Genomic DNA, 12,204 nt, shown 5'->3' with positions numbered 1-12,204 from the left:
CGTCCTCGCCACTTCCAAGACTACAGTGTCGAAGCCTGCAGCTTCTATCTCGCTTTCCTGACCCGCCGATCCAGATGATATGTCAACGCCAGCGAGAGGCAGACGGTGAGCTCCTGCTTCGGCAGCGCGCCGGATAGGGGCAACAGCAAAGCCCTGGTCTGCCGATATTCGAACTCATCGGGAAAGCGCTCGCGAAAGGTATCGATCAACGTCGTCTTGCAGTTGAACAGGATGGCGGCGCGCTCGGAGTCCTTCAGGCGGCCGAGCCGGATCGTGCTGCCGCTGCCGGTCTCATCGGTCAGGTAAGCCGGCTCGCCCCATTTCAGCGTTTCGGTGAGCTTGCCGACATCGTGATGTGCCGCAGCGGTCGCGAAGATCAGCTCACGTACCTGGAGCAACCGCTTGCCGATCGGCGCCGGAAGAGCGCCGAAGGCACGGCTCACCTCGCGCGGCAGCGGCGGCGCAGTCACAGCGGTCTCCGTTCACAAACGAAGTGCAACACGCCACGCTTGTAGCCCGGATGGAGCGAAAGCGTAATCCGGGGAATGCTTCCATACTGCGAGAACCCGGATTTCGCTGCGCTCCATCCGGGCTACGGCAGCAGTGCTAGAGGCGCATCGCCTCAGAGCATTCCCAGCGCCTGCATGTAGGTCTCGAGGATGGTCTCGGCCTCGGCGCGCTCGTTCGGGTCCTGCTTGCGCATGCGCACGATGGTGCGCAGCGCCTTGACGTCGTAGCCATTGCCCTTGCTCTCGGCATAGACGTCGCGGATGTCGTCGGAGATCGCCTTCTTCTCTTCCTCCAGCCGCTCGATGCGCTCGATGATGGATTTGAGCTGGTCCTTGGCAAATTTCGTCGCGGGCTCGTCGTCGCGGACGGCGGCGGAGGTGGCCATCTTGGTACTCCCAATGGAACTGGCAAAACGAGGTGACGCCGGCATCCTCACCGCGCGTGCTGGTTGACCCTTAGGGTTCGCGGCTCTCGCGTTCAAGCAAGCATCGCGCTCGTCCACAGCGCGCCCACACCTTCCTGCGGCGAGGCCAAGAAAGAGTTGTGTGGTGCGACTCACCGCCGGACTGCCGACGAGGCCGTTCAGTGCCCGGGGTGAACCTTCTTCATCGCCTCGAGCTGCTCGGGCGCGGCCGTGCCCTGGTATTTCGACTTCCAGGTCTCGTAGGGCATGCCGTAGACGGCCTCGCGGCTCTCGTCCTTGCTTAAGCTCACGCCCTGCGCGTCGGCAGCGTCCTTGAGCCAGTTCGACAGGCAGTTGCGGCAGAAGCCGGCCAGATTCATCAGATCGATGTTCTGGACGTCGGTCCGCGTCTTCAGATGATCGACCAGGCGCCGGAAAGCGGCCGCCTCGAGCTCCGTTCTGGTTTTGTCGTCGATTGCCATGGCTGGATCCCTTCGGCCTGAATTGGTTCTGCCCCCGTTGGGGGTCACCCTTACGGGATCAGGTGGGCCCTTGTCACAGATTTTGCCATATCACGGCGCAAACGGCGCCAGAGCCAACCCGAAGGCCGGTTCCCCGGCCCTACGCCAAATCGTCAATCATCTGGTATACGTTCCGCGACAATGATCGCCGAATCTCCCCGCGCCCCCCTTCGCCTGCTCGCCCGGTTGGTCCCGGTGCTGGTGGGTGGCCTGCTGTGCCTGTGGGCCAGCCCGGCCTCCGCCGACTTCCGGCTTTGCAACAACACCTCGAGCCGGGTCGGCATTGCGCTCGGCTACAAGGACGCCGAGGGCTGGACCACCGAGGGCTGGTGGAACATCTCGTCCCGCTCCTGCGAGACCCTGCTGCGGGGAACGCTGGTCGCGCGCTACTATTACATCTACGCGATCGACTACGACCGCGGCGGCGAATGGTCGGGCCAGGCCTTCATGTGCTCGCGCGACAAGGAATTCACCATCCGCGGCACCGAGGATTGCCTCGCGCGCGGCTACGACCGGACCGGCTATTTCGAGGTCGATACCGGCGAGCAGCGGGCTTGGACAGTGCAGCTGACCGACGCCAACGAGCAGCCGTCACAGCAGCAGCGCGTGCCCGGCCTGCCGGGCCCTGTCGGCCCGGGTGGCGGCGTTCCGGGTTTGCCCAATAGTCCGCCCGGTGGTACGCCCCCCGCCGCGCCTGGCCTTCCGCCAGCTCCCTCGCCACCGTCTGGAAATAAGCCATGAGGCGTCTTCGCCGTATCAAGATTCTCGCGACCCTGGGACCTGCCTCTTCGGACCTCGCGATGATCCGCCGCCTGTTCGAGGCCGGCGCCGATCTGTTCCGCATCAACATGAGCCACACCCCGCATGACAAGATGCGGGAGCTGGTCGCGACGATCCGCAACGTCGAGAGCAGTTATGGCCGGCCGATCGGCATCCTGGTCGATCTCCAGGGCCCGAAGCTCAGGCTCGGCGCCTTCGCGGAAGGCGCAGTCCAGCTCCAGAACGGCCAGATCTTCACGCTCGATTCCGACAAGACGCCGGGCGATGCCACGCGCGTCAATCTCCCGCATCCGGAGATCCTGGCTGCACTCAGGCCCGGCCATTCGCTGCTGCTCGACGACGGCAAGGTGCGCCTGATCGCGGAGGAGACCTCGAAAGAGCACGCGGTGACGCGTGTCGTGGTCGGCGGCCGGATGTCCGACCGCAAGGGCGTCAGCCTGCCCGACACCGATTTGCCGGTCTCCGCGATGACGCCGAAGGACCGCGCTGACCTCGAGGCCGCGCTGGTGACCGGCGTCGACTGGATCGCGCTGTCCTTCGTGCAGCGTGCCGACGACGTGATCGAGGCCAAGAAGATGATCCGCGGCCGCGCCGCTGTCATGGCCAAGATCGAGAAGCCGCAGGCGATCGACCGCCTCGCCGACATCATCGAGGCCTCCGACGCGCTGATGGTGGCGCGCGGCGATCTCGGCGTCGAGCTGCCGCTGGAACGCGTGCCGAGCCTGCAGAAGCAGATGACGCGCATGGCGCGCCGCGCCGGCAAGCCGGTGGTGATCGCGACCCAGATGCTGGAATCGATGATCCAGTCGCCGGTGCCGACCCGCGCCGAGGTCTCGGACGTCGCCACCGCCGTCTATGAAGGCGCCGACGCCATCATGCTGTCGGCGGAATCGGCGGCCGGCAAATTCCCGGTCGAGGCGGTCTCGACCATGAACCGCATCGGCGAAGAGGTCGAGCGCGACCCGATTTATCGTTCCGTGCTCACCGCGCAGCGCCCCGCGCCGGAATCCACCGCCGGCGACGCCATCGCGGACGCCGCCCGCCAGATCGCCGAGACGCTCGATCTGCCGGCGCTGATCTGCTGGACCAGCTCGGGCTCAACTGCAGTGCGCGTCGCGCGCGAGCGGCCGAAGCCGCCGATCGTGGCGATCACGCCCAACATCGCGGCCGGACGCCGGCTGGCGGTGGTCTGGGGCGTGCATTGCGTGGTGGCGGAAGACGCGCGCGACCAGGACGACATGGTGAGCCGCGCCGGCCAGATCGCCTTCCGCGACGGTTTTGTCCGCGCCGGCCAGCGCGTGATCATCGTCGCCGGCGTGCCGCTCGGCATCCCCGGCACCACCAACATGGTGCGCATCGCCTCGGTCGGCCCCGAGGGCGGCGCGGATATCTGGTCCGCGGGAGCCCGGCAAACAAAAAAGACGAAAACAACCCCGTGCACAGTAGCCGGCGTTGCCGGCGAAGGTGCTCGGGTTTCGTGAAAAGGCGCGCTCGGGCAATGACCTGAGCGGGATCAGGTCTCGGCCCCGGCCGCGACCTGCTCTTCAGGCCCCGACCAGCGCTTTCGCGGTCGGCAGCAGCGTCTGCTGCACCACCAGACCGCGGGCGCGGGCGTCCATCACGCCGACGGCGCGCAGGGCCAGCAGCGTCACGGTCTGCACCGCATCGCGCATTCTGGCGGGATCGTCGAGATTATCGGGCGCGAGCGGCCCGACCAGAGCCTCATGCAGCGCCCCCAACAGCGCGGTGGCGGCCAGCGCGGTATCCTGCGCAGGCAAATGGCCGGCCCGCACGGCGGCGTCGATCCGCGCGGCCATCTCGCCGGCGATCTCGCGGCGGCTGGCGAGGCGGGACGCGCTGACATCGACGTCGACCGGCTCGGCCAGGATGCCCCAGGCCAACCTGCGCTGCGACAGCGTGTGGACCGCCACGGTGGTGACGGCCGCCGCCAGCGCCGAGGATGGGCCGGGCGCGGCATCGGCCGCCCGGCGGATCGCCGCGAGCTCGTCGCGCGACACCTCGGCTATCAATTCGGAGATCAGCTCGGACTTGGACGGGAAGTAGCGGTAGACCGTTCCGGCCGCGACACTGGCCCGGACCGCAACCGGCGCGATCTGCACCGCAGCCATCCCGCCTTCCGCCGCAGCTTCCCGCGCTGCAGCAAGGATCGCACTGCGCCTCGCCGCAAGGCGCTTCACCACTTGATGCGTTCGCCGATAAACCATGGCGCGCTTCCTGTCCCACACGCCAGCCGCACGCCCCGCGCGGCCGAACGCGTCGTCCCTGCAATAGATGCAAATCGTCCCGCAAGGACTGAACAACTATTCAAAGTGAATGACAAGATGCAAATGCGTAGAACGTCACGCCGGACGGACGGGAGCGCCAAGCCTGGTGACACCGGCTGGAGGGCTTTGAAGAAGAACGTGCCGGGAAGCTTGCCTGCGGGCCCATCCTTCGAGACGCCCGCCTACGGCGGGCCCTCAGGATGAGGTCGCATTTCGCGGCAAGATATCAGACCCTCATGGTGAGGAGCCCGCCAAAGCGGGCATCTCCGGACGATGCTCTGCATCGCCGGGCGAACCATGCAGGCCGAGCAGCCTCCGGCTCACTCCACCCCCGCAAAAGAAAAGAGCCCCGTCCGGGACGGGGCTCTCGAAACTCTCAGATCGTCCGGTCTTACTTGAGGCTGGACGAGATCGAGCCGAACTTGGTGTTCAGCGAGCTGCCGAGGTTGTTGACGACGGTGATGATCGCGAGCGCGATGCCGGCAGCGATCAGGCCGTATTCAATGGCGGTGGCGCCGGATTCGTCCTTCACGAAACGCGAAACGAGGTTCTTCATAGACTGCTCCCAAAGAGTACACGTGGCTTACAAATGGTCTGGTCTTCTCGGCTTCCCAGCGCCGCCCGACCATGGAACCGAACCTAGAGGCAAAGAATTGCGCCGCAGTTAATTCGACTGCGGAAACACGAAGCGGATTGCACGTATTCGACGATGGTAAAGGAGAATTGAAAACAATCCGTTAAATCGTAGCTATCCGCGGCGATGCCGCTGCGGCGCGATTTACCCGAAGTTATGACCGCGCATGGTCCAATGCCGCCCGCTCGGCCTGAAGCACGACGAGATGAATCGTTCATCGCGCTTCAGGTTATTGTTTGAGCATGATCTTCTCGGAAAACCGCTACACGCTTTTCCGGATCATGCTCCGGCCGACAAGAACAAGCAGGACGACAAGGCGGCATGTCCCTTTCCTTTGCCAACAGCATTGCGATGCAGAGCCGCGCGCGAGCACTGCTGCCGCTCTGCGTCGGTGCCAGCACCTATCTGTTCTTCCTCTTCGTCGGCGACACGCTGCTTCAGGACTCCGATTCGTTCTGGCAGATCAGGATCGGGCAATGGATCCTCGATCACGGCGCCCTGCCCTACACCGACTTCTATTCCTTCACGCGCCCAGGGGAATCCTGGATCTCGACGTCGTGGCTGTCGCAGGTGCTGTTCGCCTTCTCCTACGCGCAATGGGGCTGGGCAGGTCCGGTCATCCTCACCGCGACCGGGATGGCGCTCACCGCTGCGGTGTTCGTCTATCTGCTCGACGCGCAGATCGAGGCGCCGCGCGCGGTGCTGTTCGCGATGCTGGCGCTGCTGCTGTCGATCCATCATGTGCTGGCGCGTCCGCATATCCTGGCGCTGCCCGTCATGGTGGCGTGGGTCGGCCTGCTGATGGCGGCTGCCGACCGCAGAAGCGCGCCGTCCTGGACCTGGCTGCCGCTGATGGCGCTCTGGGCGAATTTGCATGGCGGCTTCGTGCTGGGCCTCGCGCTGATCGGTCCGATCTCGCTCGAAGCGGTCGAGCATGCCGAGAAGGGACAGCGGCTGAAGCTGTTCATGCGCTGGGTGCTGTTCGGCGTCGGCGCGCTGATCGCTGCCTGCTGCACGCCTTACGGCTGGCGGACGCTGATGGGCGCGACCAACATCCTCAGCCTTGGCGAATTGCTGACACTGATCTTCGAATGGATGCCGGCGAACTTTGCCACCTTCACCGGGTTCGAAGGCGCACTGCTCGGCCTGATCGCGCTCGGCTATTATCGCGGCCTCGTGCTGTCGGCGCCGCGGATCTTCCTGATCCTGTTCCTGACCTGGAGCGCGCTGACCCATGTCAGGAATATCGAGGCCTTCGCCTTCCTGGTGCCGCTGGTGCTGGCAAAGCCGCTCGGCGAGATGTTCCCGCGCCCGCCAGCGGACACCGCCGGCGCCGACCGCTGGCCGGCCCGCTATGTCACCGCGCTCGGCGCGCTCATGATCGTGGCCGCGAGCTGGACCTCGACCTCGCTCTACATGGGACACCATCGCTTCACGTTCACGATGACGCAGACGCCAGTTGCGGCGGTCGACCTGCTCGAAAAGCTCAGGGTGCAGCGCATCTTCAACGCCTATCAGTTCGGCGGCTATCTGATCTCGCGCGACGTCCCTGTTTACGTCGACGGCCGCGCCGAGCTCTATGGCGAAAAGTTCGTCATGGACTTCTTCAAGGCGACGGAAGGCAAGAAGCCCGAGCTGCTGCCGCGCCTGCTCGACCAGTACAAGATCGACGCGACGCTATTGGTCGCCGATGCGCCGGGCCCGCAAATCCTCGATCAGCTCAAGGGCTGGAAGCGGATCTATACGGATGACATCGCCGTCATTCATGTGCGGGACAATGCGGACGGCGCGGCGGTGCCGTCGAAGTGAGGAAGCGGCCTCAGGCGTGTCCTCTCAGATGCGACGTTCGCTTAAAGATGTGAAGCGGACCTAGGCGCGCACTCCGGCCATTTCGCCGTTTGACCCAAGGCGGTCGTCAAGCGGCAATGTCAATTGCTGTTATTCGACTTATGCGTCCGGAGTCAGGATAGCAGCGATGACAAAGGCTCGCGCGGTTCTCGTATGAGTTTGAACCATCTGCCTCGTGTTAACGACCAAGAGCCATTCATGTTCGACGATCTGATGACCCTCCTGGTTATTCTGTCCTTTGGCTTTCCCGCCATGCCATGGTTTTTGGGTGCGCGATGGGGGTCGAGAGGAGTTTGGCTCAGTACAGGATTTGCCGTAGTCATCCTGCTAGGTTTGTTTCCAATATTGTTTTGGGTTGCATGCGGTGCCTGTGGGCAGGGCGCGATAGCCATCTTTGTGCTGGGGCCGATCTGGATTGCTTCGGCATTGCTTACGGTCACTTCGGCGGCGTTCGCTTACTACAAATTCGCGCGCTGATTTCCGCAAGACCGCGAAGGCGCTGGGGGTAACGATACCGCCCACGCCGGGCATCGCAGATGAAGTGATTGAGTATGGCATCAGCGATGTCAGCTTGTGGCCCATCAGTGAAGTGGCGACACCTTTCATTGAGGTCCGCTTGGTGGCGTAGAGCGGACTGACTTTACTCACTCTGCGTTCTTCGCATTTTGACCCTAAGCGGACAATCTCCAAGTGGGATTGCTGGGTCGAAAAGCTATCTTTTTCCCAAATCTTGCGCGAAACGCAGAAGGTAGCCGTCGGGGTCCTGCACCAAAAACTGCCTGTTGCCTCGCTCCTCACCGGCGATCCGATACCAAGCATCGTGACATTCCCTGAAGAGCGGCCATTGTGCCTTTTCCAAAGCATCGAGAAGTGGCGCGACGGAGCCGACAAAGATTTGGAAGTTGATACCGCGCCCCAGTGGTCGTTCTAAAGCACCAGTTTGCCAATGGCCGCTGTGCTGTCTGAGCATGACCTGCGCACCCTGAAACTCCAGGTACACAAATCGACTTTCAGGCCGCTGATAGGCGATACGGAAACCAAGGAGGTCGCACCAAAAGGTCGTGCTCTGTTTGAGGTCGAACACATCCATTTCAGGGACCAAGTGAGCAAAACCGCCAGTCGGTAATCTGTCTTCTGACACAGCCATAGCCTGCAACATCCTCACTCGTGTCGTGCTCGCAAAAGATCGACTCAATTCTGATGATGGGTAATTCTAACATATCTTCCCGTGTTGGGACTGTCTGATAGACAAGCGGCTGTCGAGGCGATGTCTGCTTTTGGCCCGTATGAGACCTGGCGAGGGGTACTAAAGATGTCCGCTCACTGGGGCTGACCGGAAGTCGTCTCGGGAGAACCAAACCGACGCGATTGACCCAACTCGGACATTGGTCCTGGCCGGACACCAGCCCACGATGCTGCTATGATGGACATCTAGCTTCCCGAGCCCGGGGGTGCGTCTTGAGCAGCGAGCCCGTCGAGCGGCGACTGACGGCTATCCTGGCAGCGGATGTCGCCGGTTATAGCCGCTTGATTGGTGCCGACGAGGAAGGCACGCTGGCGCAACTGAAGGCTTTTAGAAAAGCGCTTGTCGACCCCACAATCGCCAAACATCGCGGCCGCATCGTCAAGACCACTGGCGACGGTATGCTGGTCGAATTTGCCAGTGCCGTCGATGCAACGCGATGCGCCATCGAAGTTCAGCGCGGCATGGCTGACGAGAACACGGAGATACCCCAGGCCGAGCGGATCGAGTTCCGCATCGGCATCCATCTGGGAGACGTCATCATCGACGACAACGATATCTTCGGCGATGGCGTCAATATTGCAGCGCGGCTCGAAAGCATCGCTGTGCCGGGAGGCATTTCGATCTCTCGTGCTGTTCACGATCAGGTCCGTGACCGGATCAATGTGTGTTTTGACGACAAGGGCGAGATCGCGCTGAAGAACATCGCGCGACCGGTGCAAGTGTTCGCGGTTTCTGGCGCGAAGGAATCGAAAACGACAGTTTCGCCAGAATCGAAGCCAGCCCTTGCCCTTCCTGATAAGCCCTCCATCGCTGTTCTGTCATTCACCAACATGAGCGGTGATCCGGAACAGGACTACTTTGCTGATGGAATGGCCGAAGACGTCATCACGGCGCTGTCTCATTTCAAGGCGCTGTTCGTCATCGCCCGCAATTCGAGCTTCACTTACAAGGGGCGCGCCGTCGACGTGAAGCAGATTGGACGCGAGCTTGGGGTGCGCTACGTGCTGGAAGGCAGCGTTCGCAAAGTGGCAAACCGAGTGCGCATCACAGGACAGCTCGTCGATAGCGCCACCGGAGCCCATCTTTGGGCAGATCGGTTTGATGGTGGCCTCGGCGACATCTTCGCTCTGCAGGACCAGGTGACCGAGAGCGTTGTCGGGGCGATCGCGCCAGCGGTGGAAAAAGCCGAGATCGAGCGTGCCAAGCGCAAGCCGACCGAGAGTCTCGACGCCTATGCCCTCTACTTGCGCGGTTTGGCCGGATTTTATCAGTTTGCCAACCGGCAAGCTAACGACGAGGCATTGCGCCTGTTCAACAGTGCGATTGAGCTCGACCCAGACTTTGCGTCCGCCTACGGTCGTGCCGCCTCTTGCCACGTCTATGCAAAGGGCGAAGGCTGGATTTCAAACACAGCGAACGAGATTGCCGAAGTGACGAGGCTCGCTCGGCGGGCGGTCGAGTTGGGCAAGGACGACGCGATCGCGCTCGCCGCGAGCGGGTGGGCGTTAGCGTATGTTGTTCGCGATCTCGGGGTAGGCGCCGCCTTAATCGATCGCGCGCTTGTGCTCAATTCCAATTCTGCCGACGCATGGTATTGCGGCGGCTGGGTGAAACTCTGGCTCGGTGAACCGGAACTGGCGATCGAGCGCTTCGCGCATGCCATGCGTCTGAACCCACTTGATCCGTGGGCGATGGCAATGCGAAGCGGGACCGCGCATGCACATTTCTTCCTGGGCCGCTATGACGAGGCAGCATCGTGGGCGGCAATGGCATTGCAGGACAAACCGGACCATCAAGCGGGATTACGCATCGACGCCGCAAGCAACGCAATGGCCGGACGGCCGGAGCAGGCACGTAAGGCAGTGGCTCGGCTGCGGCAACTAAATCCCGCGCTACATGTTTCCACTCTCAAACACGTGCTGGGCCCTTATCGGCGTGCCGAAGACGTCTCGCGATATGAAGAAGGATTGCGGCAAGCCGGGATGCCCGAGTGACCGTCGCAGCCAAGGATTTCGCCCGTGGCGACGAGGTGGACGAATAGAGATGCCGTTTGCTGCAGTGCATGAGTCTGCTTGTGGCCCGAAGCCGAAACTCGCCCGAACACGTGTCATGTCGGCTGTCGGAGGTAAACCAGACGCCTAAGCAGCTTGGCGTCTACCGCCGCTTCTGACCCGTCTCCGACATCACCCCTCTGGCACCCCGGCCATGCGCATGCCCTCACAGAAGCGCTCGCGTCCAGCGAGGTAAGTCGGATTGTCGCTCGGCACGTTGGCGCGGAAGCGGGAGATGGTGAAAGTCGGGTCGAGCGCAAGCCCTGCTTGGGCCGCGGATCGCGCCTCATCAAGCTGACCGAGGTGCGCTAGCGCGGTGGCAAGATAGATGTGCGCGCGTGGATGATTTCGGTTGATCTCGACCAAGCGACGGAACCGTGCGACCGCCTCCTGATCGGCGCCGAGCTGCAGCTTGGCGAAGCCCGCGAACATCATCCAAACAAAAGCCTCCGTATCACGAGGACTGAGGCGGAGTGCCTCTTGGACATGGGCCTCAGTCTCCTCGCCGCGACCGAGAAGATACTTGGCGCGACCAATGTAGGCGTGCGCATTAGCTAGGTTTCGGTCCAGCGCCAATGCCTGCTCGCATTCAGCAATGCCTTGGGCCGCGCGGTTTGTGAACATTTTGATGTTTCCGAGAAGCCAGTGGGCGCGTGCGTGCTGGGGGGCCAGGGACAGAGCCTTGATCAAGGCCGTCTCAGCCGCTGCGAGACGCGCGGCCCGCTCAACGGTCAAAGCCATGCCAACAGCTGCCGCATCAACAACTGCCAATCCGACCAGCGCTTCGACATTTTTGGGATCGAGCGCCAAGGCGCGTTCAAAAACGCTGCGCGATTGCGCAAGATACTCGGAAGTCCTTCCCTTGTTTAAGCAAGCCATGCCCTGGAAAATAAAATCCATCGCATCGGGATGCAGCGAACGCTCCGCCCGCCGCGCCTCAGCTTCAACAAGTTGAGTATTTAGCGTGTTGGCGAGCCTCGATACGATTTCGTCCTGCATATCGAATAGATCAGCGACTGGCTTATCGAACCGTTCGGCCCACAGGTGGTTGCCAGTCTCGGCGTCGATCAGCTGAACATTCACGCGAAGCCGGTTGCCACCACGCTGCACCGAGCCCTCCAGTACGTAGCGGACGTTTAACTCGCGCCCGATCTGCTTGAGATCAACCGCTTTGCCTTTGAACGTAAATGCGGTGTGTCGGCCAATCACGAATGAGCCATTGATGCGCGACAAGTCTGTGGTCAGGCTCTCGGTCACACCGTCAACGAAATAGTCTTGCTCGGGATCGCCACCAATATTCGCAAACGGCAGCACCACCATGGACAGACGCGGCGCTGAAAGCGAGCTTGGCGTCGTGCTGCCGACCTTTGTCACCGGGCTAAGTCCCTCTCGGGCCACGGCATAGGCTCGGATCGGACGAGCAATATTCTTGAGGTTCTGCTCGCCCAGATCGGTGAACTCAACCCCGACCTTGCCTCGGACTTGATCGTAGGCAGAAGACGAGATGCAGATGCCGCCGGGTTCTGCGATGCTCTCAAGTCTCGCCGCGACGTTGACGCCATCTCCAAAGATGTCATGGGGCTCGACAATTACGTCGCCGATATTGACGCCCACGCGCAAAGCAATGCGTCTGTCTTCCGCGTCACCAATTGTAAGTTCCTTGATGCGGGTTTGAAACTGAACAGCAGCCCGAACCGCTTGGACCGCACTCGGAAAGTCCGCCAAGAACCCGTCTCCGGTGTTCTTCACCACGCGGCCACCGTGCTCGGCGATACTCGGTTCAACAGCGTCCGCTAGGAGTGCCGTCAGTTTGGCATGCGTCGTTTCTTCGTCATGGTGCATGAGCCGCGAATAGCCAGCCACGTCGGCGGCCAATATCCCCGACAACCTGCGCTCGACCCGGACCGGCCGCTCTTCTGCCATGGC

General features: G+C 62.4%; 11 protein-coding genes and 1 pseudogene. 5 read left to right on the top strand and 7 right to left on the bottom strand.

The features are described 5' to 3' along the window. Positions 1-44: 44 nt before the first annotated feature. The 3 genes from ABIB95_RS22975 to ABIB95_RS22965 form a co-directional block, all read right to left on the bottom strand. Entirely contained in the window at positions 45-470 is a 426-nt protein-coding gene (locus ABIB95_RS22975) for a hypothetical protein (RefSeq protein WP_063981109.1), read from the bottom strand. Positions 471-622: 152 nt separating this feature from the next. Further along, positions 623-895, bottom strand: a complete 273-nt coding sequence (locus tag ABIB95_RS22970; RefSeq protein ID WP_014492426.1) for a DUF2312 domain-containing protein — start codon at positions 893-895, stop codon at positions 623-625. Between the two features lie 197 nt (positions 896-1,092). Further along, positions 1,093-1,395 carry a DUF1244 domain-containing protein gene (locus tag ABIB95_RS22965; protein WP_063981108.1) on the bottom strand — a complete coding sequence of 101 codons (303 nt, stop codon included), beginning with the start codon at positions 1,393-1,395 and terminating at the stop codon, positions 1,093-1,095. A gap of 180 nt (positions 1,396-1,575) precedes the next feature. Between ABIB95_RS22965 and ABIB95_RS22960 the strand changes: the two genes are divergently transcribed. Together ABIB95_RS22960 and pyk are read left to right on the top strand one after the other, a co-directional pair. Beyond that, positions 1,576-2,175 (top strand): DUF1036 domain-containing protein, encoded by a 600-nt coding sequence (locus tag ABIB95_RS22960; protein WP_063981107.1) that lies wholly within the window; start codon positions 1,576-1,578, stop codon positions 2,173-2,175. Then, positions 2,172-3,605, top strand: a pseudogene (gene pyk, locus ABIB95_RS22955) (pyruvate kinase); the annotation flags it as partial. The gene ABIB95_RS22960 and the pseudogene pyk, both read left to right, overlap by 4 nt. Before the next feature lie 153 nt (positions 3,606-3,758). Here pyk and ABIB95_RS22950 read toward each other — a convergent pair. Beyond that, on the bottom strand, positions 3,759-4,439 hold the full coding sequence (locus ABIB95_RS22950) for a TetR family transcriptional regulator (RefSeq protein WP_063981105.1): 681 nt from the start codon (positions 4,437-4,439) through the stop codon (positions 3,759-3,761). Between the two features lie 451 nt (positions 4,440-4,890). Then, a complete protein-coding gene (locus tag ABIB95_RS22945; RefSeq protein WP_014492421.1) occupies positions 4,891-5,055 on the bottom strand; it encodes a Flp family type IVb pilin in 165 nt (54 codons plus the stop codon). Between the two features lie 399 nt (positions 5,056-5,454). Here ABIB95_RS22945 and ABIB95_RS22940 point away from each other — a divergent pair, with 399 nt between their 5' ends. Together ABIB95_RS22940 and ABIB95_RS22935 are read left to right on the top strand one after the other, a co-directional pair. Further along, a complete protein-coding gene (locus ABIB95_RS22940; RefSeq protein ID WP_354242384.1) occupies positions 5,455-6,942 on the top strand; it encodes a hypothetical protein in 1,488 nt (495 codons plus the stop codon). 237 nt (positions 6,943-7,179) lie between these two features. After that, on the top strand, positions 7,180-7,458 hold the full coding sequence (locus ABIB95_RS22935) for a hypothetical protein (protein ID WP_354242381.1): 279 nt from the start codon (positions 7,180-7,182) through the stop codon (positions 7,456-7,458). A gap of 235 nt (positions 7,459-7,693) precedes the next feature. On the opposite strand, the gene ABIB95_RS22930 is transcribed toward ABIB95_RS22935, so the two are convergent. Continuing rightward, complete coding sequence (locus ABIB95_RS22930) at positions 7,694-8,140, bottom strand: bleomycin resistance protein (protein ID WP_075019313.1); 447 nt, start codon at positions 8,138-8,140, stop codon at positions 7,694-7,696. Positions 8,141-8,439: 299 nt separating this feature from the next. Between ABIB95_RS22930 and ABIB95_RS22925 the strand changes: the two genes are divergently transcribed. Continuing rightward, positions 8,440-10,221 carry an adenylate/guanylate cyclase domain-containing protein gene (locus tag ABIB95_RS22925; RefSeq protein WP_223153860.1) on the top strand — a complete coding sequence of 594 codons (1,782 nt, stop codon included), beginning with the start codon at positions 8,440-8,442 and terminating at the stop codon, positions 10,219-10,221. Between the two features lie 189 nt (positions 10,222-10,410). On the opposite strand, the gene ABIB95_RS22920 is transcribed toward ABIB95_RS22925, so the two are convergent. After that, a complete protein-coding gene (locus tag ABIB95_RS22920; protein WP_354242377.1) occupies positions 10,411-12,201 on the bottom strand; it encodes a tetratricopeptide repeat protein in 1,791 nt (596 codons plus the stop codon). Between the last annotated feature and the right edge of the window lie 3 nt (positions 12,202-12,204).

The organism is Bradyrhizobium sp. LA2.1 (assembly GCF_040547725.1).
Taxonomy (GTDB): domain Bacteria; phylum Pseudomonadota; class Alphaproteobacteria; order Rhizobiales; family Xanthobacteraceae; genus Bradyrhizobium; species Bradyrhizobium barranii.
Note: the sequence above shows the minus strand (reverse complement) of the source record. Positions and strands in the feature narration are given on the sequence as shown.

What these genes read in the sequence shown, in the direction of transcription:
- ABIB95_RS22970 (WP_014492426.1), bottom strand. Translation starts at nt 895, where the DNA reads ATGGCCACCTCCGCCGCCGTCCGCGACGACGAGCCCGCGACGAAATTT.
- ABIB95_RS22965 (WP_063981108.1), bottom strand. Translation starts at nt 1,395, where the DNA reads ATGGCAATCGACGACAAAACCAGAACGGAGCTCGAGGCGGCCGCTTTC.
- ABIB95_RS22960 (WP_063981107.1), top strand. Translation starts at nt 1,576, where the DNA reads ATGATCGCCGAATCTCCCCGCGCCCCCCTTCGCCTGCTCGCCCGGTTG.
- ABIB95_RS22950 (WP_063981105.1), bottom strand. Translation starts at nt 4,439, where the DNA reads ATGGTTTATCGGCGAACGCATCAAGTGGTGAAGCGCCTTGCGGCGAGG.
- ABIB95_RS22945 (WP_014492421.1), bottom strand. Translation starts at nt 5,055, where the DNA reads ATGAAGAACCTCGTTTCGCGTTTCGTGAAGGACGAATCCGGCGCCACC.
- ABIB95_RS22940 (WP_354242384.1), top strand. Translation starts at nt 5,455, where the DNA reads ATGTCCCTTTCCTTTGCCAACAGCATTGCGATGCAGAGCCGCGCGCGA.
- ABIB95_RS22935 (WP_354242381.1), top strand. Translation starts at nt 7,180, where the DNA reads ATGTTCGACGATCTGATGACCCTCCTGGTTATTCTGTCCTTTGGCTTT.
- ABIB95_RS22930 (WP_075019313.1), bottom strand. Translation starts at nt 8,140, where the DNA reads ATGTTGCAGGCTATGGCTGTGTCAGAAGACAGATTACCGACTGGCGGT.
- ABIB95_RS22920 (WP_354242377.1), bottom strand. Translation starts at nt 12,201, where the DNA reads ATGGCAGAAGAGCGGCCGGTCCGGGTCGAGCGCAGGTTGTCGGGGATA.